The sequence below is a fragment of the Pantoea alfalfae genome (assembly GCF_019880205.1).
Lineage (GTDB): Bacteria > Pseudomonadota > Gammaproteobacteria > Enterobacterales > Enterobacteriaceae > Pantoea > Pantoea alfalfae.
Genome location: NZ_CP082292.1, coordinates 1,675,159 through 1,699,026 on the forward strand (window position 1 = coordinate 1,675,159; position 23,868 = coordinate 1,699,026).

Below are 23,868 nucleotides of genomic sequence, written 5' to 3' on the forward strand. Positions count from 1 at the left end.
AGGCTATCTGATCAAAATTTCAGATGGCCTGAAACAGCGCAGAGCACAGAACGGTTAAGTGATTTCATCAACCTGGCGGGCGGAGTTGCAATGTCTGAATTTAAACATCCTTATTATATATTTTCACCTGATTATCGGGAGTCGTCCGGCGGTATTCAGGCTTTGCACAAACTCTGTCATCAAATCAATCTGCATGGCGGCAATGCATGGATGGTAAATAGCGATATCACCAATCCTGCCTGGAATACGCCTAAACTGGATGTTGAAATTTATGATCAGCATAAAAAATCGGAGCTGATCCCCATCGCTGTTTATCCTGAAATTTATTCTGGTAATCCGATTAAGGCTGACGTCTGTGTGCGCTACATGTTGAATCATGAAGCGCTGCTCAATGGTAATCGTCTTAATGAAACAGAAGAGGATCTCTTTTTCTGGTATAGCTCACAGCTGATTGTGAAAGAACCTGACGTTGATTTTTTAACGATGGTAGGCCCGGATTTAGCGATGTTCTCGGATGACGGCAGAGTAAAAACGACAAAACTTCTCTATCTGAATCGGGTACCCGAAGAGAAAGTCGATTTTACTGCTTTACCCGACGATATCACGATTATATCGGTTAAAAATCCTCGTCCTCTGGCAGAGCTGGCAGAAATTTTAAAGTCGGCCACGGTGATGTACACCTTTGAATGGTCCGGAACCTGTAACCTGGCTGCATTGTGTGGGGTGCCGGTGGTTTCTCTGGTCGCCCCGGGTTATGAAAAACTCGCCATCTCCGATGCTTCGATTCGCGATATGGGTGGGGCGGGTGTCTGCTTTAGTGACGATCCCGCGGAACTGGAGAGCACGCGTGCCGGGCTTTATAACGTTCGCGACCACATGCGAAAATTTGAAGCAAATTTCTCGCAGCAGTTAACGCACTTTTTTAGTAAAACGCAGACGGCTGCAGAGAAGAAAAGTGAAGAGAAGTTTGTCTCAACGGAAAACTGGCTGGCCCATTATCCCGTGCCTGAAAAATCTCTGGCTGAAACGGATGGCGGTCTGTCCCTCAGCGTGGTGGTTCTGGATGACAACTCATCGCAGCAGGCACTTGATATTACACTCACCTCACTTCATACGCTGTGCGTGGATATTAACATCTACGCCACTGTGGAAATGAGTGAAAAGGATTCAAAACCGAATCACTTCAGCCGCTGGTTAAGCCAACTGCTGGCTGAAGACCAGAATGAATGGATACTGTTCCTCCATTCTGGCGACAGAATTTTCCCGAATATTTTCAACAGTCTCTCTCTTTTCAGCGAAAAAATCACGACCTCGCTGGCATTTTATACAGACCGTATCTGGCTGGATTCGGATGGGGAGACTTCGTCACTTTTTCTGCCCGATTTTGATCCTGATTACTTTTTAGCGAAGCCAGAGTGCTTTGCCAGGGGGGCTTTCTTCAGACGTGAATTGTGTATGGAGATAATTAAATCACGTGACATTTCACCCCGGACGGTTGAAATCGATTTTTTATTCCCACTGCTCAATGCGCGAATGATGGCTGATATTCAGCATATCCCGCTGCCTGTGTTAGAGATGTTATCAGCAGACAATAATAATGACGAGTTAACGCAGGCTTTACTGGCAGAGCACCTGACGCTGAGAGGGTACAGCACTGCTTCAGTTGAAAAAAATAAGAACGTGTTTGCTATACATTACAATACCTCAGCAATTAAAAAGCTTACCGTCGTTCTTATCGTAGACAATGAAATTGATCAGGTTAAGCGGACGCTGTCGACGTTTGTCGACACCGTCACTGATACAGCCTATGAAATCATTTTTATCGATAATCTGTCAGAAGACGAGAGCGTCAGAGCATGGCTATCTTCACTCTCAGAAATAAATGAAGATATCTTCAGAGTCTATTTCGTTGATGAGAAAATCAGCAGCGTCAGTGCGCTGAATTATGCTCTCTCTGTGGCGCGCGGTGAATTTACACTTTATCTTTCCTGTGGGGTTTATTTTAATAATAAAGCCTGGCTGAACGCATTGCTGAACCATTGCGGGCGTTCTGAACTCCTCGCCTGTGCGCCATTTTTAACTGATAAACGTCACCACCTCTACTCCCCGGGCATTATTGATGGGACGGTACGCTGCCACTATGATCAGTTCAACGCAGCAGACGGGACGTACAGCCCGGAACAGATTGTTCCGCAACGCTATTTACTGCTCAGCAGCGAATGTATCATGTTGAGAACCGCAGCCTGCCATCAGGCAGGAGGGCTTAATGAAAAGTTCACTACCGTCCATGAGGCAGTCAGCGATCTGCTGTTAAGGGCGTCAGAAAAAGAATCTGTCATGTTAGCCGTTCCTCAGTCACGGGTATGTTGCGATGAAATCATGTCAGAAGCAGAACTTATCCCCGGCACTGCGCTCTTTACAGCCCAGTGGATCGACCGGTTAGCCCGTGACCCTGTTATGAATCCTAATCTCTCCTGGAGTGGTGAGCGTTTTGTACGGGAAAATAATAGCGCGCTGATAGCGGCCCGGCTGGGCTTAAAATCCGATTCGCTATTTTTGTCTGATCCCGAAGACTGCGAGGAAATTCAGCGTGTCAAAGATCGTCATCAGGCGATTACCCACTCCGCAAGCGGCTTACACACTCTGGTCACTCATCGTTTATCTGCTGGTGAACTTTACAGACTAAAACCTGAGTATGTTGTGCTGAGCGATGTGATGGCCAACAGACAGGTGCGGCTGTTACAGAACCGGCATCTTTTCCCTGACACCCGTTTCATTGTTGACATAACCCGGGCGTCGTTTAGCACGAACAGTCATCAGCGTGATCGTGATGCGATTATGCAGGGCGCGGACATGCTGGTGGTCAGGAATGCCGCTGCGCTGAAACTTTTCAGCCACAAAAACATGCTCCTTCAGGAGGATAAGCTCGGCACGGACTGGCAGGGACTCGTTCAGCCTGATTATCGTTCAGCCGAAAATGACGCAAAGCCCAGAGTGGGCATCGTGCTGACGGATTTGCACCCGGAAGACTGGCGGCACATTGAGGTGCTTATCAAGGAGATGTGTGAAGATGTCTGCTGGATTGTTTACGGAGCCTGTCCTGAAGCATGGAAAGCCTCTATCCATGAATATCATCGCAAAGTGCCGCAAAACAGGCTTGCGCCGTTGTTTCAGTCCTTAAATTTAAACCTTGCGCTTGCACCTCTCTCAGATTCGTTACTCAACCAGGCGGAAGGGCATCGTGTTATCGCGCAGTTAGGTGCCTGCGGTTACCCGGTGCTGGCCAGCGATCACGATGCTTATAAAGAGATAATGAGCGTTGAGCGTATTAAAAATAAAACGTCGCAGTGGCGATTTATGATTAACAAAATGATCCGCAATCCGCTTTTAATGCAAAGCCTCGGTGAAAACCTCTATCAGGAAGTTAACAGACGCTGGATTTACCAGTCGGGAGAACTGCCGGTATGGCTTGCCCGTAAAGATCGCTGATACCGGGAAGATGGGTACGTATACGTACCCATTCGGTGCATGGATTTCCACAGCCTGGCACACTCAGCCAGATAATGACGATCATCCCTTCCGTTACAGTTCCCCTCCAGCCTGCCGATAACTCCTCACAGAACAACATCATTTTTTGATTTTAACTTTGTGGAGTGTCTATGCGCTTCAATTATGACCTGTTACCGGGCGAGCGGCTGACCTTCGAGGAGATCGCCCGGCGTTATGCGCTGCAATATCCTGATGATAAAGAGCTGACGGCGCGCGCCTTGCTTAGCCCGTCTACCGGCCTGCGCACGCTGAAAATCCGTGCGGTGTTCGCACGCGAAGAGAGCAACAGTCCGCTGGAAGATCTGCTGTTCATCTCCCATGACAACGAGCGTAAAAATTATCTGCGCCGCTTTGAGCACTACCTTAAGCAGAATCTCTCATTCCTCTATTTTCGTCGCAGCGACAACGAGAAGCGCGACAATCTGTGGAAAGTGATGGGCAGCAGTCAGGTCTTCGCAATGATCGATCCACAATCGGCCACGGCACAGAATCTGTTAAACAGTCGCGGCTATAAACTGGTGCTGATGCATCAGGATGATGAGGACATCTACTGGCAGCTCTTTAATCCGCAGGCGGACCCCTGTTTTCCGCAGTCGCAGCGTATTCAGTTCATCGTGGTGCTCAGTACGCCGCAGCACAAGGTCCCTGCAGCGGTGATGCCGGGTACTGAAGTCGGCCGTCGCGTCAAAGCACGGGTGCTGCAGCGTGCCAGCCAGGCGGAATTCAGCGCCGGTGTCAAAGCCCGCTACGGTGCCTGCGTGATGACCGGCACCGAGCTGACCGAACGGCACAACTGGCCGTGGGTGGAAGCCTGCCATATCGACACGCAGGAAGGCGATGATGGCGTCCTGGCGGACAACAGCATCGATAACGGCCTGTTTTTACGCAGCGATCTGCAGCGGCTATTTATTAACCGACTGATTAGCATTGATGCTGAATCAGGCGCGATTCAGGTGCATCCCGGCGAGGAGGCGCGGCAGCACATTGCGCCCTGGTATCAGGAGCTGGAGGGGCGTATCTGCAGTTTGTGGGCCGCGGTGCCGCCCGCAACGCGGCAACGGCTGCGCGCCCGTCGTTAATTCCAGGAGGCGTGCAGAAATAACTGCACGCTGACTTAACAAAAATCAAATAGCCTCGTTTTACCCCGCCTATTCAGCCAATCGAAAACGCTACAGAATTGGATAATCATGCCGATAACTTCATTAACGCAGGGTAGTCAACGTGAACGATTTCTATACCGCCGAAGGCGTGATGGACAAGCATTCGCTCTGGCAGCGCTACGTGCCGCTGGTGCGCCATGAAGCGTTGCGTCTGCAGGTTCGCCTGCCGGCCAGCGTTGAGCTTGACGACTTGCTGCAGGCGGGTGGGATAGGGCTGTTAAATGCCGTAGAGCGTTACGACGCGCTCCAGGGCACAGCTTTTACCACCTACGCCGTGCAGCGTATTCGTGGCGCAATGCTCGACGAGCTTCGCAGTCGGGACTGGGCACCACGCAGCGTGCGTCGTAACGCACGTGAAGTGGCGGGCGCAATGCACAGAGTGGAACAGTCGCTGGGGCGTTCTGCTTCCGAGCAGGAAGTGGCGCAGCAGCTGAATGTTTCCATGGAGGAGTACCGGCAGATCCTGCTGGACACCAACAATAGTCAACTTTTCTCCTACGACGAGTATCGGGAAGAGCACGGCGACAGCGCGGAACTGGTGACGGAAGGCCATGAAGAGGCTAATCCGCTTCACCAGTTGCTTGAAGGGAGTCTGCGTGAGCGCGTCATTGAAGCGATCGAAGCGTTACCCGATCGTGAAAAGATGGTGCTGACACTGTACTACCAGGAAGAACTGAACCTGAAAGAGATTGGTGCGGTACTTGATGTGGGTGAATCCCGTGTCAGCCAGCTGCACAGTCAGGCGATTAAACGCCTGCGGGCCCGACTTGCGGGAGCGCGCTAGCAGTATCAGTTCCTGGCGATTCAAAATTATAAGAAACCGGGGACTCAGTAATGGGAGCCAAGACCAAGGCCAGACCGTTAAGTCGTTATCTTAAAGACTATAAGCACAGCCAGAGCAACTGTTCACACTGTGGCAAGATATTAGATCGAATGGCGCTCGTTTTTCGTGGCCAGATCATCAATAAAGAGGCCATCGCACGGATGGACCAGATGATTGATGAGCAGCTGTGGCTGAAACTTCAGCCCGAACTGACCGCGCTTTGTCGTTTTTGTAGTGATATTTTTTGTAATACCCATCCTAATTACTTCGACATTATGGCGTTTAAACAATATTTGTTTGAACAGACAGAGATGAGCCCTAGCACGATTCGTGAATATGTGGTGCGTCTGCGTCGACTGGATGAGATGCTAAAAGCCAAAAATTTCCCGGCCGACAGGCTTAAAGGAAATAGCTGGCATCAGTGTCTGGAAAGCGATCTGCCCGATGCCGGTAATAACAATTACCGTATTGCGCTGCGCAAGTACGATCAGTTTTTAGGCTGGCAGCAGGCGTAAGCCTGTTCTGCACCGATTGCTCCCCCGCGTGCCTGCCGCACGTTCTCCCTTACCTGCCCGCCAGGGAAAAGGGAAGGGGGAGCACGGCGCTTCTTTCTTCTCACCTCTATTACCACATCTGCGGACACCGGAATCAGGGTGATCCTTTGCGCATCTTCTGCAACACTGTAAGGATAATTTTCATGCCCGACCGGAGGCAGCATTGTCTTTACATCTGTTACATCAATTCCCGCGTCTTGAACTGCTTGGCGCACCGACGCCGTTAGAACATCTGCCACGGCTTTCCGACTATCTGGGTCGCGATATTTTCATCAAACGTGATGACTTCACACCAGTGGCGATGGGCGGCAATAAGCTGCGCAAACTCGAATTCCTGGCAGCCGATGCGCTGCGCGAAGGTGCAGACGTGCTGCTGACCGCGGGCGCAATCCAGTCTAATCATGTGCGTCAGACGGCGGCCGTCGCGGCCCGGCTTGGCCTGAAGTGTGTGGCGCTGCTGGAAAACCCGATTGGCACCCATGCTGAAAACTACCTGAGCAACGGTAACCGTCTGTTACTGGACCTGATGGACGCGGAAGTGATTAGGGTGGATGCGTTGCACAACCCCACTGAACAGCTGGCTGAAGAGGCCACGCGTCTGGAAGCCCAGGGATTCCGCCCTTACATCGTGCCGGTCGGCGGCTCAAATGCGCTGGGTGCACTAGGCTATGTAGAGTGCGCGCAGGAGATCGCCCATCAGAGCGAAGGCGTAGTCGATTTCGCCGCCGTGGTTGTCGCCTCGGGCAGTGCCGGCACCCATGCAGGACTGGCGGTAGGTCTGGAGCATCTGCTGCCGGAAACTGAGCTGGTCGGCGTCACCGTTTCACGCCAGGTCGACGCGCAGTTGCCGCTGGTTGAGCGGCTGCGTCAGTCGCTGGCAGAGACGCTGGAAGTGGAGGCTAAGGCACCGATCACGCTGTGGGATGACTATTTTGCGCCGCGCTACGGCGAGCCGAATGATGAAGGCATGGCGGCGGTGAAACTGCTGGCGCAGCTGGAAGGCATTCTGCTCGACCCGGTGTATACCGGCAAGGCGATGGCCGGATTGCTGGATGGCATCAGCCAGAATCGTTTCCGTCGTGAAGGCCCGTTGCTGTTTATTCATACGGGCGGCGCACCGGCGTTATTTGCTTATCATCCTTCGGTCTGAGACAAGCGAATAAAACAGTTTATACTCCGTGCGTTATCATTCTGGACTGGCAGCAGCTCGCGGTGCTGCCCTTATAAGAACACACACACAATACTGTCAATAATGGGGTGAATATGTCCTTTTCTCGTGCAGGTCGTCAGATGGTGATGGGCGTCATGGCTGTGGCGCTGATCGCAGGCGTCAACGTTAAAACCTTTGCAGCCGAAAACCTGCTGAACAAAATTAAAGAACGCGGTACGCTGCTGGTGGGGCTGGAAGGCACCTATCCGCCATTCAGTTTCCAGGATGAAAAGGGCAAGCTGACCGGCTTTGAAGTGGAGTTCGCGGAACAGCTGGCGCAGCACATGGGCGTTAAGGCGAGCCTGAAACCGACCAAGTGGGACGGCATGCTGGCCTCACTCGACGCGAAGCGTATTGATGTCGTCATCAACCAGGTCACCATCTCTGATGAGCGTAAGAAGAAGTATGACTTCTCCACGCCATACACGGTCTCCGGTATTCAGGCGCTGACGATGAAAGCCAATGCGAACACCATCACTAAACCAGCCGACCTGGCGGGCAAGAAAGTGGGCGTGGGTCTGGGCACCAACTATGAACAGTGGCTGCGTGAGAACGTGAAGGGTGTGGACATCCGTACCTATGATGATGACCCGACAAAATATCAGGATCTGCGCTCTGGGCGTCTGAATGCCATTCTGGTTGACCGTCTGGCTGCGCTGGATCTGGTCAAGAAAACCGGCGATACCATGGCGGTTGCGGGTGATGCCTTCTCACGTCAGGAATCGGGCGTGGCAGTGCGTAAAGGCAACGACGATCTGCTGAAAGCGATTGACCAGGCGATTGCTGACATGCAGAAAGATGGCTCGCTGAGCAAGCTGTCTCAGAAATGGTTTGGCGCGGACGTGACGAAATAATGCAGGAAAGTCTTCAACTGGTGCTGGATTCAGCACCTTTTTTATTAAAAGGCGCGCTGTTCACGCTGCAGCTCAGCATCGGCGGCATGTTCTTTGGTCTGCTGCTGGGCTTTATTCTGGCGCTGATGCGTCTGTCGCGCTTCTGGCCGGTTCGCTGGCTGGCGCGGATCTATGTCTCGATTTTCCGTGGCACGCCGCTGATCGCCCAGCTGTTTATGATCTACTACGGCCTGCCGCAGTTTGGCATCGAGCTTGATCCAATCCCCTCCGCGATGATTGGTCTTTCCCTGAATACCGCCGCGTATGCTTCAGAGTCACTGCGCGGCGCGATTGCATCGATTGAACGCGGACAGTGGGAAGCGGCGGCGAGTATCGGTATGACCCGCTGGCAGACCCTGCGCCGGGTGATCCTGCCGCAGGCGGCCCGCACCGCGCTGCCTCCGCTGGGCAACAGCTTTATCAGCCTGGTGAAGGATACCTCGCTGGCGGCGACCATTCAGGTGCCGGAACTGTTCCGTCAGGCGCAGCTGATCACCTCACGTACGCTGGAAGTCTTCACCATGTATCTGGCCGCCTCGCTGATTTACTGGGTGATGGCAACGGTGTTATCTGCGCTGCAGAACCGGCTGGAACAGCATGTTAATCGTCAGGATTCGGAGTCGAAATGAGCGCCATCGAAGTCAGAAAGCTGGTGAAATCGTTTAACGGCCAGAGGGTGCTGCACGACATTGACCTTGATGTGGCCGCCGGTGAAGTGGTGGCAATTATCGGTCCCAGCGGCTCGGGTAAAACCACGCTGCTGCGCAGTATCAACCTGCTGGAAGTGCCGGACAGCGGCACCATCCGCGTTGGAGAGATCATCGTAGATGCGGCGCTGGCACAAAGTAAGCAGAAAGAGCAGGTGCGTCGTCTGCGTCAGCAGGTCGGGTTTGTCTTCCAGAACTTCAATCTGTTTCCGCACCGTTCGGTGATGGAGAATATCATTGAAGGACCGGTCATCGTTAAAGGCGAACCGAAAGCGGATGCGGTAGCCCGCGCCCGTACGCTGCTGGAGAAGGTCGGTCTGCATGGTAAAGAGGAGAGCTATCCGCGTCGTCTGTCGGGTGGACAGCAACAGCGCGTGGCGATTGCGCGTGCGCTGGCAATGCGACCTGAAGTGATCCTGTTTGATGAACCGACCTCGGCGCTGGATCCGGAGCTGGTGGGTGAAGTGCTCAGCACTATTCGCGCGCTGGCCGAAGAGAAACGCACCATGGTCATTGTGACACATGAGATGAGCTTTGCCCGCGACGTCGCTGACCGCGCTATTTTTATGGATCAGGGGCGCATTGTGGAGCAGGGCGAGGCGAAAGCGTTGTTCAGTAATCCTCAGCAGCCGCGTACCCGTCAGTTCCTCGATAAGTTTCTCAGTCAGTAACCTCACTGCCTTCCCGGGAAGGCAGTTTTAACCGACTCAATGGCCTCACTTTTTAACGATAACGGGCGGCTGTCAGCATAATGCGTGCCGTAATAGCACAACCCATTATTCAGCTGTTAAACCTTTTGCCACATCTGACAAATCTTTTCCTTTCATCGGATATTTAATGGTTTTTCCCGATACCGCTTTCTCTTATTTATATTCCCTGCAATATGAAACATTATTATCATTTATCCTGGCTGTGGCGCTGATAATTAGCGTATTTGCATGTTGATTAATAAGTGTAAGGAAACGTTCTGCAGAGTAAATAACTGTGGCATCAGGGCCACCCGGCGGCTTTTAAGAGTTTCGCTACATTCATCATCGGCTCAATGGCGAATAATCGCTGGATAATCATAAAAGCAATACTAATTTCCTCGCTTTTACTTTCCAGCATTCTGACCTACATAGCAGGAGTCATTGAATGAGCCAGACTAAGTCAGACCAGATCCTGTGGGTAGATACCCTTAAGGGCGCCTGCATATTGCTGGTGGTCCTGTATCACACGGTATTACCGGGTTTTGAAGGGACGATGAAATACCTCACTGCCGGATGGATCCCCGCCGAAATATGGATACAGTTTAATACGGTCCTGTCGCCGCTGCGTATGCCCGCCTTTTTCTTTGTGTCAGGATTGCTGGCGACCAATGGCATTATTAACCGGCCCTGGAAACAGGTGTTTACCAGTCGCATCACTAATCTCTTTTATCTCTATATTCTGTGGGGATTTATTCAGTGGTGGTCCATCATTGGCATCTCAACTGAAATTACCGGCCAGCGGATTTCGCAGAATCTGAATGCCGCCTATGCCGGTTCGCTGTTTGAATTTCTCAAGCTGACCTTTATGGCCATGAGTACCTCGTGGTATCTCTACGGGCTGGGACTCTATTTCCTCTGTGCCAAAGTTTTTCGCCAATATAAGCTGGCCCTGGTGGCGGTGGCGATTCTGCTGAATTATCTGGCGGTCGAAAAAGTGATCCCGTTCTGGGGTCCGCAGAGTCTGGCGCAATATTTCCTGTTCTTCCTGTTAGGTGCGTTCTGGAGCCAGACCATGCTGCGCCTGAGTGAATGGCGGCGAGAGAATCTGATGCCCTGGGCGCTACTTGCTGCGGTCGCCGGTATTCATGTGATATTCGGTCTGGATAAGAGTCTGTTCCTGTGTGTGCTGGCGGTGTTGTTCAGTATTGCTGCATGCCGTTGGCTGAATCAGCATTTCAGCATGCGCTATCTCAACTGGGTGGGCCGCAATACGCTGCAGATTTACGTCATTCACCGTATTTTCATCGAGTTCTTTGGGATGTCCGCGATTCTGTTCGCGCAGCGGCATCATCTGTTCGAGCAGGCATGGTTTTCGTTTCTTTGGGCCTGTTTCTATCCGGTGGCCATCGTGGGTCTCTGTTCGGTCTGTTCAGTGGCGATCTGGTCGCTGACCAATCGCGGGGTGGGGCAGTCGCTGTTTGTGTTTCCGACGCTGATGAAGAGGGTGCCTGGCGGCGGGTGAGGGGCGCTTTGCAGTGGGAAGAGGACGCTGTGCAGCGGGCGGGCACTGAGAAGATTTCGCCCGCCAGGTGATGGGGAGTTTCAGGTTGCCTGTGCAGGCGGACGCGTTAAGGGGCGGATGCCCGCCCCTTAACAATCCCGGCGTCCGGCAGCCTGCGCGCCCCGCTCTGCGGGGTACCTTCGTCACGCCCTGCGGCCAGCGAACCGTCCTTTCGCCGACGTCCTGTCGGCTCATCCTGGCCTCCGGTTGTTCCTCAGCGCTTCGGATGCCTCTGGCAAACCCCCGCCTGTTATCTCTTTTGTTTTCTCTGGTGCTGTATTGTCTGCTGACCTGAAAAGCCAAAGCCAAAGCCAAAGCCAAAGCCAAAGCCAAAGCCAAAGCCAAAGCCAAAGCCAAAGCCAAAGCCAAAGCCAAAGCCAAAGCCAATCCCGGAAACGTAAAGCGATAAAGTAACCAACACAGAAAGAAGAAATAACAGCGAGGGGTCAGGGAGGCCATCTGAACCGCTGAGCGGATGAGGGATTTCAGGACGAGCGACAGGGATGTCGCGAAGAGGCGGGTTCGCGCCAGGGATGGCGCGTCCCGGTGGTCCGTGAGAAATCCGGAAGAAGCGAAGGGACCGCGAAGCGGCGGTGAAGCAGGCCGGAGCCGGGGGGCAAGGGGCGCGGCGACTGGCGCCCCTTGTCGGTCGCCTGCAGAGGCGATACTGAAACTGCCCAACTGCTCAGGCGAACGAAACCCTTCTCAGAGCCCGTTCGCGCAGCGAACCACCCCAGCTTTAGCGCATGCATCCGCCAGGCGAACGAAACCCCTCTCAGAGCCCGTTCGCGCAGCGAACAACCCACAGCAACAGCTCAGCTGTAAGCCCGTTCGCGCAGCGAACAAGCCCCTTAAGCTTCAGCGCTACCCAATGGTCATCAGACTCGCATTACCACCCGCCGCCGCGGTATTCACACTCAGCGAGCGCTCAATCAGCAGACGCTCAAGCAGCAGATTGGTTTCGCCACGGGCAAAGCCCTGCACCGAGACAATCGCGCCGTCACGCGCTGCAATCTGCTCGCACAGCGTACGCAGCTGATCGGCATCGCCGTGATAGATCACCGCATCAAACTCTGCCGCTAACGGATCACGTGCCAGCGTGATGCGCGCTTTCACGGCATCAGGCAGCGAGGCGCGCAGGGCGCGATGCAGCTCATCATCCTGCCACAGCGCTTTACTGCCCACGCTGGTGACCGCAGCCAGCTGGATCAACGCATCCTGCTCATTATCCGCCAGACAAAGCACCTGATCACGCGGCAGCAGCGAGAAGGTATTGCGCTCGCCGGTCGGGCCAGGCAGCAGACGGACCACGCCCGCCTGGGCCAGCTCGTCATAGTGCTGGCAGAGTTCAGCCAGTTCAGGCTTATCTTTCGCCCAGTTGCTCAGCGCCTGATGCGGTGCCAGCAGAGACTGACGCAGCGTGCTGTCTGCCGGACGCTCGGCATCCTGACGATCAAAGGTCAGACGCAGCGCGCCATCCGGACGACTGGCCAGCAGGCGGTAGAGATAGAGCGGACCGCCCGCTTTCGGACCCGTTCCGGATAAGCCTTCCCCACCAAACGGCTGCACACCGACCACTGCACCGACCATGTTGCGGTTAACGTAGAGGTTACCGACACGGGCGTTGGCCGTAACCTGTGCGATGGTCTCGTCGATGCGGGTATGCACACCCAGCGTCAGGCCATAGCCGGAGGCGTTGATCTGCTCAACCAGCTTCGGCAGGTTATTGCGGGTGAAGCGCACTACATGCAGCACCGGTCCAAAAATCTCTTTATCCAGATCGCTGACCTGATTCAGCTCAATCAGCGTCGGTTTGACAAAGGTGCCGCTGGTCCACTCTTTGCTGTCCTGCGGGTTATCCTGTACCGCCTGGTAAACCGTGAAGCCCTTGTTGCGCATCACCTGAATATGGCGATCGATATTGGCTTTTGCCTCAGCATCAATCACCGGGCCGATGTCGGTTGAGAAGCGCTCCGGATTGCCCATGCGGCACTCCGCCATCGCGCCGCGCAGCATCTTCAGCGTATGGTCAGCGACATCTTCCTGAATGCAAAGCAGACGCAGGGCAGAACAGCGCTGTCCGGCACTGTCGAAGGCCGATGCGACGATATCGATCACCACCTGCTCAGTCAGCGCGGAAGAGTCGACAATCATTGCATTCATCCCGCCGGTTTCAGCAATCAGCGGCACCGGACGACCATGCTGGTCAAGGCGACCGGCCAGATTACGCTGCAGCAGGGTTGCGACCGCGGTTGAGCCGGTAAACATCACGCCGCGCACCCGATTGTCACCGGTCAGCTGTGCGCCCACCGTTTCTCCCTGACCCGGCAGCAGTTGCAGTACGCCTGGTGGCACACCCGCATCCAGCAGGATCTGAACTGCCTGTGCAGCAATCAGCGGTGTCTGCTCAGCCGGTTTAGCCAGCACGCTGTTGCCTGCTGCCAGTGCAGCCGCAATCTGGCCGGTAAAGATCGCCAGCGGGAAGTTCCATGGGCTGATGCAGACCACCGGACCCAGTGGACGATGCGTTTCATTGTCGAAATCGTCACGCACCATACCGGCGTAGTAATAGAGGAAATCAACCGCTTCGCGCACTTCCGCGATGGCGTTGTTATACGTTTTGCCTGCTTCACGCACCAGGATGCCAAGCAGCTGCTGCATCTGGCCTTCCATAATCTGTGCGGCGCGTTCCAGTATCGCCGCGCGCTCCTGCGGTGGGGTGGCAAACCAGATCGGTCCGCTGTTCACGGCAGCATCCAGCGCCACAGAGACTTCCTGTTCTGTGGCTTCACGCACCTGACCCACACGATCGCCCGGTGCGGCCGGGTTCAGAATATCGCGCAACTCACCCGCACCCGCTTCACCGTCGATCATCGGCTCGGCCAGGCAGGGCTGTGCAGCGCTGCTCAGCAGGGCGCTGGAGAGTGAGGCGAGACGGTGCTCGTTAGCCATATCCAGACCCGCTGAGTTCACGCGGTTCTCGCCATACAGCTCACGCGGCAGGGGGATCTTCGGATGCGGCAGGCCAATGGCGCCTTCGCTGGCACCCAGTTTCTCGACGGCAGTTACCGGATCGGCTACCAGCTCATCAATCGGCAGCGAGGTATCGGCAATGCGGTTAACGAAGGAGGTGTTGGCCCCGTTCTCCAGCAGTCGACGAACCAGATAGGCCAGCAGGGTTTCATGGGTGCCGACCGGCGCATAGATGCGGCAGGGACGGTTAAGCTTGCCGTCCGCCACTTTGCCGACGACCTGCTCATACAGCGGTTCACCCATGCCGTGCAGACACTGGAACTCATACTGCCCCGGATAGTAGTTGTTGCCTGCCAGCTGATAAATCGCGGCCAGGGTGTGGGCATTGTGCGTAGCAAACTGCGGATAGATCAGGCTGGGAACAGAAAGCAGTTTGCGGGCGCAGGCCAGGTAAGAGATATCGGTGTAAACCTTACGGGTGTAAACCGGGTAGCCTTCCAGACCTTCCATCTGGGCGCGCTTGATTTCGCTGTCCCAGTACGCGCCTTTCACCAGACGGATCATCAGACGACGGCGGCTGCGCTGCGCCAGATCGATTAGCTCATCGATCACAAACGGACAGCGTTTCATGTAGGCCTGAATCACGAAGCCGATGCCGTTCCAGCCTTCCAGCTCTGGTTCGAAACAGAGCTTTTCCAGTAAATCCAGCGACAGTTCCAGGCGGTCAGCTTCTTCTGCGTCGATGTTGATGCCGATGTCATAGGAGCGAGCCAGCAGCGTCAGTGATTTCAGAATAGGGTAGAGCTCTTCCATCACGCGCTCATACTGTGCGCGGCTGTAGCGGGGATGCAGGGCTGAGAGCTTGATGGAGATGCCCGGGCCTTCATAAATGCCACGACCATTCGACGCTTTACCGATGGCGTGGATCGCCTGCTGATAAGAGAGCAGATAGGCTTTAGCATCGCCTGCGGTCAGGGCCGCTTCGCCCAGCATATCGTAAGAGTAACGGAAGCCTTTCTCTTCCAGCTTGCGGGCATTGGCCAGCGCTTCAGCAATGGTTTCACCGGTGACGAACTGCTCACCCATCAGACGCATCGCCATATCCACGCCTTTGCGGATCAGGGGCTCGCCGCCCTTACCGATGATGCGGTTGAGCGAGCTGGAAAGATTCGCCTCGTTGTGGGTCGAGACCAGACGGCCGGTAAACAGCAGGCCCCAGGTCGCGGCGTTGACAAACAGCGATGGGCTGCGTCCCAGGTGAGACTGCCAGTTACCGTTGCTAATCTTGTCGCGGATGAGCGCATCGCGTGTCGGCTTGTCAGGAATACGCAACAGCGCTTCCGCCAGACACATTAACGCCACACCTTCATGTGAAGAAAGCGAGAACTCCTGCAGCAGGCTTTGCACCATGCCAGCGCGTCCGGTTGCACCTTTCTGGTGCCGCAGCCTGTCGGCAAGCTGGTAAGCCAGCTGATGCGTTTTCTCTGCCAGCGCCGCGGGTAACCGTGCCTGCTCCAGCATCATCGGTACCGCATCGGTCTCCGGGCGACGCCAGGCGGCAGTCACCGCTGAACGCGTCACGGACTGAGGTAAAATCTGCTCTGCGAAGTCAAGGAACGGCTGGTGCGTCTCCTCTGACTGGATGTCGTCAGATTCCGCGGCTGCCTGGGCAGAAAGCGGGATCTCCGGCACGGCGTCGCCGCTCTCCAGCTGGCTCAGATAGTTAAAGACCGCCTGTTTAATCAGCCAGTGTGGCGTGCGATCAATTCGCTGCGCAGCCAGTTTGATGCGCTCGCGTGTCGCGTCATCCAGTTTTACACCCATGGTGGTTGTAGCCATGACTCCAGAGCTCCTTAATAGTGGTTCAGTACGGCGTTGGCTGCACTATCACTTAAGTTGCAACTTTGTGCAACCGTGTTAAATGTGAGCCAGTTAACACCCTTCTTACATCAGCAATTGTTAAATCCCGCAATGCGGCACGGATATTGCTGCAAGATCCTCGCCAGGTCGGCAGGCCCGATAAAAAGCGGGTTTACGGCCGGTTATACAGAGGTACAACCGGATAACTGTGAGCGAGTGCAACCTATCAGCACGTTTTCACAAACGGTTAGTGAAATAACTGTAACGCCTGTGTTAAATCCATTGTGCGCGGAACGCCTTTCCGGCAGGATACCGCGCCGCTGGGAAATGACTGACGCCCTGACGAAGAAAATCGACCCGCTTTGCCCCGTTCCGGCAGGCGGGTAGCTGGCGATTTCTCTGGGATATCAAATAATAAGTGGAGAGACAGATGAGTGTAAGTACACCGATGCTGGTGACCTTTGTGGTTTATATTCTTGGGATGGTATTAATCGGTTTTGCGGCTTATCGCTCGACCAAAAACTTCGATGATTACATCCTCGGTGGCCGCAGTCTGGGTAGCGTGGTCACGGCACTCTCTGCCGGTGCATCCGATATGAGCGGCTGGCTGCTGATGGGCTTACCGGGAGCCATTTTCATTTCCGGCATCTCTGAGAGCTGGATTGCGATTGGCCTGACTATCGGTGCCTGGCTGAACTGGAAAATCGTGGCCGGTCGCCTGCGTGTTCAGACCGAACATCACAATAACGCGCTGACCCTGCCGGACTTCTTTACCAGCCGCTTTGAAGACCACAGTAAAATTCTGCGCGTCATCTCCGCTATTGTGATTCTGGTATTCTTCACCATCTACTGCGCCTCGGGCGTGGTGGCCGGTGCGCGTCTGTTTGAAAGCACCTTTGGTATGGACTACCAGACGGCTCTGTGGGCGGGTGCAGCAGCGACCATTCTCTATACGCTGGTGGGCGGTTTCCTGGCGGTGAGCTGGACCGATACCGTTCAGGCAAGCCTGATGATTTTTGCGCTGATCCTGACCCCGGTGTTTGTCATTATCGCAGTAGGCGGCTGGTCCGATTCGCTGACGGTGATTGAGGCGAAAAGCCTTGAAAACCTCGATATGCTCAAAGGGCTGAACTTCGTCGCGGTCATCTCCCTGCTCGGCTGGGGTCTGGGCTACTTCGGGCAACCCCATATTCTGGCGCGCTTTATGGCGGCAGATTCGCATCGCTCTATCCGCACCGCACGCCGTATCGGTATGGCGTGGATGGTGCTCTGTCTGGCGGGCGCGGTGGCCGTCGGTTTCTTCGGTATCGCCTACTTCCAGAACAACCCGACCCTGGCAACCGGCGTCAATGACAACGCTGAGCGCGTCTTTATCGAGCTGGCACGCATTCTCTTCAACCCGTGGATTGCCGGTATTCTGCTGTCAGCGATTCTGGCAGCCGTGATGTCCACGCTGAGCTGTCAGCTGCTGGTCTGCTCCAGCGCCCTGACCGAAGACCTCTATAAAGGCTTCCTGCGCAAAAATGCCAGTCAGAAAGAGCTGGTATGGGTAGGGCGTCTGATGGTGCTGCTGGTGGCGTTGATTGCGATTGCGCTGGCGTCAAACCCGGAAAACCGTGTGCTGGGCCTGGTAAGCTACGCATGGGCGGGTTTTGGTGCGGCGTTTGGTCCGGTAGTGCTGTTTGGCGTCTGCTGGAAGCGTATGAACCGCAACGGTGCGCTGGCGGGGATGATCATCGGTGCGCTGACCGTGCTGGTATGGAAACAGTATGGCTGGCTGGGACTGTATGAAATCATTCCTGGCTTCATCTTCGCCAGCATCGCGATTGTAGTCTTCAGCCTGATGGGACGTGAACCTTCAGCCGAAGCGCAGCAGCGCTTTGCTGCCGCAGAAGCGGAGTTCCAGACCAAATAAGCGAAGCGTTAGTCATGAGAGCCCGCCCCGTAAGGAGCGGGCTTTTTTTGTTACAAAGATAAATCACCCAAAGATGAAATTATCTCCGCCAGTAACTTGTTTTTTTCGCAGCGATAATGATAATCGGTATCGTTTACACTTTACCTGATTTTACTGTTCATTGACGCTGCTTAACATTCAAGAGGTTGGCGATGTTTGTTCCATTTCTCATCATGCTGCGCGAAGGGCTTGAAGCCGCGCTGATAGTCAGCCTGATAGCCAGCTATCTCAAGCGCACCCAGCGCACCCAATGGTTTCCGGCAATGTGGGCTGGCGTGTTTATCGCCGCTGCGCTCTGTCTGGGTCTGGGTCTGTTTATCAATGCCACTACCGGTGAATTCCCGCAAAAAGAGCAGGAGCTGTTTGAGGGCATCGTGGCGGTGATTGCGGTGGTGATCCTGACCTCAATGGTGTTCTGGATGCGCAAAGTCGCCCGAAACATCCGGGTCGAACTTGAGCAGGCGGTCGATCAGGCGCTGCAACGTTCCGGTCGGGGCGGTCTGGCGCTGGTGCTGATGGTATTTCTTGCCGTGGCACGTGAAGGGCTGGAGTCGGTGTTCTTCCTGCTGGCGGCCTTTACGCAGGATGTCGGTTATGCGCCGCCGATCGGCGCGGTACTGGGTCTGGCAACCGCCGTGGTGCTGGGCATGCTGCTTTACTGGGGCGGTATACGCCTGAACATGGCGCATTTCTTCCGCTGGACCAGCGTCTTCATCCTGTTTGTCGCAGCGGGCCTGGCAGCCGGTGCGATTCGCGCCTTCCACGAAGCAGGATTGTGGAATCGCTTTCAGGATGTGGCCTTCGATCTCAGCAATACCTTATCGACCCATTCGCTGTTCGGTACGCTGCTGGAAGGCATTCTGGGTTATCAGGAGACGCCAAGCGTGAGTGAAGTGACGATTTACTTCGTCTATCTGATCCCGGCGCTGATTCTGTTCTTTATGCCTGCGCGGCCTGCAGCGTCGGCAACGGTCTAATCAGACATTTTTAGGCGCGCCCGTCGCGCCTGCAACTTAACAGGGAATATCGAGATGACAATGCGTTTCCGCCGCAAGGCGCTGCTGCTTCCTCTGCTGGCAATCTCCGCATCGGCTACCGCAGCGATTCCTCAGGTTACCGTAAGCGTCAATGACAGGCAGTGTGAGCCGATGAACCTGACGGTCAAGGCTGGCAAAACCCAGTTCCTGATTAAAAATAACAGCCAGAAAGCGCTGGAGTGGGAGATCCTCAAAGGCGTGCTGGTGGTGGAAGAGCGTGAAAATATCGCACCGGGCTTCAGTCAGAAGCTGACCGCTAATCTGGAAGCGGGTGAATATGAGATGACCTGTGGCCTGCTGAGCAATCCAAAAGGCAAGCTGATTGTAAAAGGTGAGGGCGCAGCGACAAACAGCACTTCCGCACGTATGCAGCTCGAAGGGCCGATCACCGAATATAAAGCTTATGTGACGGAGCAGGTGAACCAGCTGGTGAGCAGCACTCAGGTATTCACGGACGCGGTTAAAGCGGGCGATGTGGAAAAAGCCAAAGCGCTGTTTGCCCCAACGCGTCAGTACTATGAGCGCATTGAGCCGATTGCTGAGCTGTTCTCCGATCTCGACGGCAGCATTGATGCCCGCGAAGATGACTACGAAAAGAAATCAGCCGATCCGAAGTTCACCGGTTTCCACCGTCTGGAGAAAGCGCTGTTTGCTGATAACAGCACCAAAGGCATGGCGGACTACGCTGAGCAGCTGAATAAAGATGTGAAAGATCTGCAGGTGCGCATCAGTGAGCTGGCCTTTCCGCCAGCCAAAGTGGTCGGCGGCGCAGCCGGTCTGATTGAAGAAGTGGCCTCCAGCAAGATTTCCGGCGAAGAAGATCGCTACAGCCGCACCGACCTGTGGGATTTCCAGGCCAATATCGATGGCGCACAGAAAATCGTTGAGCTGCTGCGCCCTCTGGTGAGCAAAGCGAATCCGCAACTGCTGGCCAAAGTTGACGCCAACTTTAAAAAAGTGGATGCGATCCTGAGCAAGTACCGCACCCAGACCGGTTTCGAATCCTATGAGAAGCTGACCAGCGCCGACCGTAACGCGCTGAAAGGGCCGATCACCGCGCTGGCGGAAGATCTTTCATTACTTCGTGGCACTCTGGGTCTGGATTAATCATGAGTCGTAAGGAAGATGACGCGCAGCCTGCGCGCCGTCGTTTACTGAAAGGACTGGGTCTGCTGGGCGGGGCTGCGGCTATCGGCGGCGGCTGTCCGTTCCATACCGCTGCCGCTGACAGCTTTTCGCCAGGTACGGTGACGCCGCAGGCGCGACAGCAGACGCAGCCGTTTTATGGTCAGCATCAGGCGGGGATCACGACGCCCCAGCAGGCATCAATGATGCTGGTGGCGTTTGACCTGCTCAGCAGCGATAAAGCCGAACTGAAGCGTCTGTTTCAGCTGCTGACCCAGCGTATCGCCTTTCTCACGACGGGCGGTCCGGCACCTGCGGTCACCAATCCGCAACTGCCACCGATGGATTCCGGCATTCTGGGGGCGACGATCGCGCCGGATAATCTGACGATTACCGTATCGGTCGGGCATTCGCTGTTTGATGAACGCTTTGGTCTGGCGCCGCGTAAGCCGAAAAAATTGCAGCCGATGACGCGCTTCCCCAATGATTCGCTGGATGCCAGCCAGTGTCATGGGGACCTGCTGTTGCAGATTTGTGCCAATACGCAGGATACGGTGATTCATGCCCTGCGTGACATCATCAAGCATACGCCCGATCTGCTGGGTGTACGCTGGCGGCGTGAAGGCTTTATCTCCGACCACGCGGCACGCAGTCAGGGGCAGGAGACGCCGATCAATCTGCTGGGCTTTAAAGATGGCACCGCGAATCCGGATACTCACGATTCTGCGTTAATGAAACAGCTGCTTTGGGTGACCGCGGACCAGGATGAACCTGCCTGGGCACGCAACGGCAGCTATCAGGCCGTGCGGCTTATCCGCTTTCACGTCGAAATGTGGGACCGCACGCCGCTGGGTGAGCAGCAGACTATCTTTGGACGCGAGAAGCTGAGCGGCGCGCCGCTGGGGATGAAGCATGAGCGTGACGTTCCGGATTACGCCCGTGATCCGGACGGCGATGTGATTGCACTGGATGCGCATATCCGTCTTGCTAACCCTCGTACACCTGAGACGGCCAGCAGCCTGATGCTGCGACGTGGCTACAGTTACTCGGCGGGTATCTCCGCATCCGGCCAGCTGGAGATGGGGCTGCTGTTCGTCTGCTACCAGCACGATCTGGAACGTGGGTTTCTGACCGTGCAGCAGCGTCTGAACGGTGAAGCGCTGGAAGAATATATCCGGCCTTTTGGCGGCGGTTACTTTTTCGTTTTACCCGGTGTCCCCGACGCCAGCCATTATTTAGCACAGTCGTTGCTGGAAGCCTGATTAAAATTTAACCATCGCAGGCGGCTTATCCTCAACCGCCTGCCTTTTAGGTTTCAACGCTTTGCTTACTGAGTTTTAGCTGAGATTAAGCCATGCTCTGGCATATATCAAATAAGCTAATTCACTGTAATCTATGGATTTTACATTTCGCCTTAAAAGAAATAGTTACGTGTGATTAGCAATTCCTTTGCCAGCAGGTAAAATTACTATTGCAAAGGTCCAACGAAATGATGCACTTTATTCAACAGGCGTAATCGGATGTGTCGATGTATCACACTGGAGTTCGCGCATGGGTCGAGTCTTTTATGGAACGTTACTGTCACTGAATAAATTGCGCCTGACCGCGAGGGCAATTCTGCCTCGTTATTTCTCCCTTCCTTCAACCATTTCTTTCGTCTTAGCACAGCCTGTTTTATCCGGTGTTCAGCCACGCTATTGCGCTGCTGTATACCCACTATCCTGTCCTGTCATGGCTCAAAAGGAAGCCAACTGAAACCTCTAAAGCGTTCACGTAATCGCAACGGGCCACCGGCCTGCGCGGGAAATGAAACCAACTGAAAGGTGCCACTATGGGAAGACAGAAAGCAGTGATCAAAGCGCGTCGTGAAGCAAGAAGAGTGCTTCGTAATGACTCCCGGAGTCATCGTCAGCGTGAAGAAGAGTCGGTCACTTCGCTGGTGCATATGAGCGGACTGGATGCCATTGGCATGGCGCGCGATACGCGTGACCGGTTGCCGATTGAAGCCCGTAATGAAGCTCAGGCGCACTATCTTAACGCCATAGAGAGAAAACAGCTGATCTTCGCAACCGGTGAAGCCGGGTGCGGTAAAACCTGGATCAGTGCTGCGAAAGCGGCTGAAGCCCTGATTAATAAGGATATCGACAGGATTATCGTTACGCGCCCGGTACTTCAGGCAGATGAGGATTTGGGATTCCTGCCCGGTGATATTTCTGAGAAATTCGCCCCTTATTTTCGCCCGGTTTATGACATTCTGGTTAAACGTCTTGGCACATCATTTATGCAATATTGTCTGCGTCCGGAAATTGCCAAGGTAGAGATTGCGCCCTTCGCCTATATGCGAGGCCGCACCTTTGAAAATGCTGTGGTGATTCTGGACGAGGCGCAGAACGTGACCGCCGCGCAGATGAAAATGTTCCTGACCCGACTGGGCGAAAACGTCACGGTCATTGTTAACGGCGATATTACCCAGTGCGACTTGCCCGCTGGGGTGCCTTCCGGTCTCGCGGACGCGCTGGCGCGTTTTGAAGAGGACGAGATGGTTGGCATTGTGCGCTTTGGCAAAGAGGATTGTGTGCGTTCTGCGCTTTGTCAGCGCACCCTGCACGCATATAGCTAGCGTTCGATTGAGTAGAAGTGTAGCGCCCAAACCCGGCTCCGGCCGGGTTTTCTTTTGTCTGTTTAGGTTAGGGCGCCAGGACGGAGTGGATGTCAGAATAACAGGTGACGTCGTTAATGATGGCACCGCAGACTTTGATATAAAAAAGCTGAGGCAATGGATGTTGCCTGACGGACTTAATAACAGGCTGATGCTGATAAGTCAGGCATTAAAGGCTTAATCATGACTTCGTATTAATGCAGGCTGGCATTCAAAGGTACGCCCTGCATAGCGTTATGCAGGAAACTTTCGTGCAGTTTAACCACAATGCTGGCTGTTATTTACCGCGGATGACCAGAATTTTTTCGGTATAAACAACGCTATTGTCCGGGATGCTTTTATTGATAAATGACATCGCGCCGATAGTCACGTTACTTCCTATGACCAGGTCGTCCCCAATGATGCAACTTCCGGCACCCACTTCAACGTTATCGCCAATAACGATGCGGGCGGATGTGCTGTTATCTGTGCGGCCGGGGATGCCGATCGTGGAGTTCTGACGGATTTTGAAATTACGGCCAATAACGGTGCATTCATTTATCACCACCGATAAGAAGTGGCTGACGGTCAGTCCCGGTCCGATTTGGGTGCCGGGCTGGATTTCAGTGTTGTACTTCTGAATTAATTTGCGATTAATTTTCTTCGCGAGCATCTTTGAGGTTTTACTCTCGGAATGGTACAGAAATGAGACAATCCGCCACCAGAAGTTAAATCGCCTGTCCGGACACTTTAAGGCTTTATGAAGCGTACGTGTCCAGCTAAAAGGTTTCTCACTCATCATCACTTCGAAGCGTAAACATTCATACAGGTGTTTTTTTAATTCATCTTTTTTCATCGTTCATTATCAGCGTCTTGCAAATTTTTAGCCGCGTATAGTAACAGGCTATAGCAGATGCCTTTTGAGGCAGGTCACTTAATGTGTCGCAGAATTAAATATAAACTTTCCAGTTTGAGAATTACGTAAATTTAATTAATGGCCTCAAATAAGAATAATGAGCAAAGGATAGGAAAATTAAAGAAGAGAACATCAGCGAAGAGAGGAATTCGCTCAGCATGCGATCGTTTCCACTGTGGGGCTTCTCACCCCCTCTCGTAGTGCAATATGCAAAAAAAA

The 23,868-nt window shown here is 54.3% G+C and carries 17 protein-coding genes; 14 read left to right on the plus strand and 3 right to left on the minus strand.

The genetic code is table 11. The features are described from left to right. Nucleotides 1–90 precede the first annotated feature (90 nt). The 9 genes from K6R05_RS07805 (at nt 91) to K6R05_RS07845 (ending at nt 11,107) form a co-directional block, all read left to right on the plus strand. Nucleotides 91–3,489 carry a glycosyltransferase family 2 protein gene (locus tag K6R05_RS07805; RefSeq protein ID WP_222925355.1) on the plus strand — a complete coding sequence of 1,133 codons (3,399 nt, stop codon included), beginning with the start codon at nt 91–93 and terminating at the stop codon, nt 3,487–3,489. A 170-nt stretch (nt 3,490–3,659) separates the two neighbouring features. Continuing rightward, nucleotides 3,660–4,628 (plus strand): HNH endonuclease signature motif containing protein, encoded by a 969-nt coding sequence (locus tag K6R05_RS07810; protein WP_161736513.1) that lies wholly within the window; start codon nt 3,660–3,662, stop codon nt 4,626–4,628. Nucleotides 4,629–4,770: 142 nt separating this feature from the next. Continuing rightward, nucleotides 4,771–5,493, plus strand: coding sequence for an RNA polymerase sigma factor FliA (locus K6R05_RS07815; RefSeq protein WP_003854529.1), 723 nt, complete (start codon nt 4,771–4,773; stop codon nt 5,491–5,493). A gap of 50 nt (nt 5,494–5,543) precedes the next feature. After that, nucleotides 5,544–6,047: a flagella biosynthesis regulatory protein FliZ gene (fliZ, locus tag K6R05_RS07820; protein ID WP_222925356.1), complete on the plus strand. Its 504-nt coding sequence runs from the start codon at nt 5,544–5,546 to the stop codon at nt 6,045–6,047. Between the two features lie 202 nt (nt 6,048–6,249). Beyond that, nucleotides 6,250–7,236, plus strand: a complete 987-nt coding sequence (locus tag K6R05_RS07825) for a D-cysteine desulfhydrase (protein ID WP_161736969.1) — start codon at nt 6,250–6,252, stop codon at nt 7,234–7,236. Between the two features lie 113 nt (nt 7,237–7,349). Beyond that, nucleotides 7,350–8,150, plus strand: a complete 801-nt coding sequence (gene tcyJ, locus K6R05_RS07830) for a cystine ABC transporter substrate-binding protein (RefSeq protein WP_031593429.1) — start codon at nt 7,350–7,352, stop codon at nt 8,148–8,150. Beyond that, complete coding sequence (tcyL, locus tag K6R05_RS07835) at nt 8,150–8,818, plus strand: cystine ABC transporter permease (protein ID WP_013358251.1); 669 nt, start codon at nt 8,150–8,152, stop codon at nt 8,816–8,818. The genes tcyJ and tcyL overlap by 1 nt, the downstream gene beginning before the upstream one ends. Continuing rightward, entirely contained in the window at nt 8,815–9,567 is a 753-nt protein-coding gene (gene tcyN / locus K6R05_RS07840) for an L-cystine ABC transporter ATP-binding protein TcyN (protein ID WP_161736968.1), read from the plus strand. Before tcyL ends, tcyN begins: the two co-directional genes overlap by 4 nt. A gap of 463 nt (nt 9,568–10,030) precedes the next feature. Next, entirely contained in the window at nt 10,031–11,107 is a 1,077-nt protein-coding gene (locus K6R05_RS07845; protein ID WP_161736967.1) for an acyltransferase family protein, read from the plus strand. A gap of 289 nt (nt 11,108–11,396) precedes the next feature. Here the strand turns inward: K6R05_RS07845 and K6R05_RS07850 are convergent, their stop codons facing one another. After that, nucleotides 11,397–11,567 carry a hypothetical protein gene (locus tag K6R05_RS07850; RefSeq protein ID WP_222925357.1) on the minus strand — a complete coding sequence of 57 codons (171 nt, stop codon included), beginning with the start codon at nt 11,565–11,567 and terminating at the stop codon, nt 11,397–11,399. Between the two features lie 443 nt (nt 11,568–12,010). Then, complete coding sequence (gene putA, locus K6R05_RS07855; protein ID WP_222925358.1) at nt 12,011–15,958, minus strand: trifunctional transcriptional regulator/proline dehydrogenase/L-glutamate gamma-semialdehyde dehydrogenase; 3,948 nt, start codon at nt 15,956–15,958, stop codon at nt 12,011–12,013. Nucleotides 15,959–16,409: 451 nt separating this feature from the next. Between putA and putP the strand changes: the two genes are divergently transcribed. The 5 genes from putP (at nt 16,410) to phoH (ending at nt 22,715) form a co-directional block, all read left to right on the plus strand. Further along, nucleotides 16,410–17,894, plus strand: coding sequence for a sodium/proline symporter PutP (gene putP / locus K6R05_RS07860; protein ID WP_033732967.1), 1,485 nt, complete (start codon nt 16,410–16,412; stop codon nt 17,892–17,894). A gap of 191 nt (nt 17,895–18,085) precedes the next feature. After that, complete coding sequence (gene efeU / locus K6R05_RS07865) at nt 18,086–18,910, plus strand: iron uptake transporter permease EfeU (RefSeq protein WP_033783356.1); 825 nt, start codon at nt 18,086–18,088, stop codon at nt 18,908–18,910. 54 nt (nt 18,911–18,964) lie between these two features. Further along, on the plus strand, nt 18,965–20,077 hold the full coding sequence (gene efeO, locus K6R05_RS07870; protein WP_222925359.1) for an iron uptake system protein EfeO: 1,113 nt from the start codon (nt 18,965–18,967) through the stop codon (nt 20,075–20,077). A gap of 2 nt (nt 20,078–20,079) precedes the next feature. Next, nucleotides 20,080–21,357, plus strand: a complete 1,278-nt coding sequence (efeB, locus tag K6R05_RS07875; protein ID WP_161735994.1) for an iron uptake transporter deferrochelatase/peroxidase subunit — start codon at nt 20,080–20,082, stop codon at nt 21,355–21,357. Nucleotides 21,358–21,926: 569 nt separating this feature from the next. Beyond that, the gene (phoH, locus tag K6R05_RS07880; RefSeq protein WP_161735993.1) at nt 21,927–22,715 is read left to right on the plus strand and encodes a phosphate starvation-inducible protein PhoH; all 789 of its coding nucleotides are present in this window, start codon (nt 21,927–21,929) and stop codon (nt 22,713–22,715) included. A 316-nt stretch (nt 22,716–23,031) separates the two neighbouring features. Here the strand turns inward: phoH and K6R05_RS07885 are convergent, their stop codons facing one another. Next, complete coding sequence (locus tag K6R05_RS07885) at nt 23,032–23,589, minus strand: serine acetyltransferase (protein WP_222925360.1); 558 nt, start codon at nt 23,587–23,589, stop codon at nt 23,032–23,034. Between the last annotated feature and the right edge of the window lie 279 nt (nt 23,590–23,868).

What these genes read in the sequence shown, in the direction of transcription:
- K6R05_RS07805 (WP_222925355.1), top strand. Translation starts at nt 91, where the DNA reads ATGTCTGAATTTAAACATCCTTATTATATATTTTCACCTGATTATCGG.
- K6R05_RS07810 (WP_161736513.1), top strand. Translation starts at nt 3,660, where the DNA reads ATGCGCTTCAATTATGACCTGTTACCGGGCGAGCGGCTGACCTTCGAG.
- fliZ (WP_222925356.1), top strand. Translation starts at nt 5,544, where the DNA reads ATGGGAGCCAAGACCAAGGCCAGACCGTTAAGTCGTTATCTTAAAGAC.
- tcyJ (WP_031593429.1), top strand. Translation starts at nt 7,350, where the DNA reads ATGTCCTTTTCTCGTGCAGGTCGTCAGATGGTGATGGGCGTCATGGCT.
- tcyL (WP_013358251.1), top strand. Translation starts at nt 8,150, where the DNA reads ATGCAGGAAAGTCTTCAACTGGTGCTGGATTCAGCACCTTTTTTATTA.
- tcyN (WP_161736968.1), top strand. Translation starts at nt 8,815, where the DNA reads ATGAGCGCCATCGAAGTCAGAAAGCTGGTGAAATCGTTTAACGGCCAG.
- K6R05_RS07845 (WP_161736967.1), top strand. Translation starts at nt 10,031, where the DNA reads ATGAGCCAGACTAAGTCAGACCAGATCCTGTGGGTAGATACCCTTAAG.
- putA (WP_222925358.1), bottom strand. Translation starts at nt 15,958, where the DNA reads ATGGCTACAACCACCATGGGTGTAAAACTGGATGACGCGACACGCGAG.
- putP (WP_033732967.1), top strand. Translation starts at nt 16,410, where the DNA reads ATGAGTGTAAGTACACCGATGCTGGTGACCTTTGTGGTTTATATTCTT.
- efeU (WP_033783356.1), top strand. Translation starts at nt 18,086, where the DNA reads ATGTTTGTTCCATTTCTCATCATGCTGCGCGAAGGGCTTGAAGCCGCG.
- efeO (WP_222925359.1), top strand. Translation starts at nt 18,965, where the DNA reads ATGACAATGCGTTTCCGCCGCAAGGCGCTGCTGCTTCCTCTGCTGGCA.
- efeB (WP_161735994.1), top strand. Translation starts at nt 20,080, where the DNA reads ATGAGTCGTAAGGAAGATGACGCGCAGCCTGCGCGCCGTCGTTTACTG.
- phoH (WP_161735993.1), top strand. Translation starts at nt 21,927, where the DNA reads ATGGGAAGACAGAAAGCAGTGATCAAAGCGCGTCGTGAAGCAAGAAGA.
- K6R05_RS07885 (WP_222925360.1), bottom strand. Translation starts at nt 23,589, where the DNA reads ATGAAAAAAGATGAATTAAAAAAACACCTGTATGAATGTTTACGCTTC.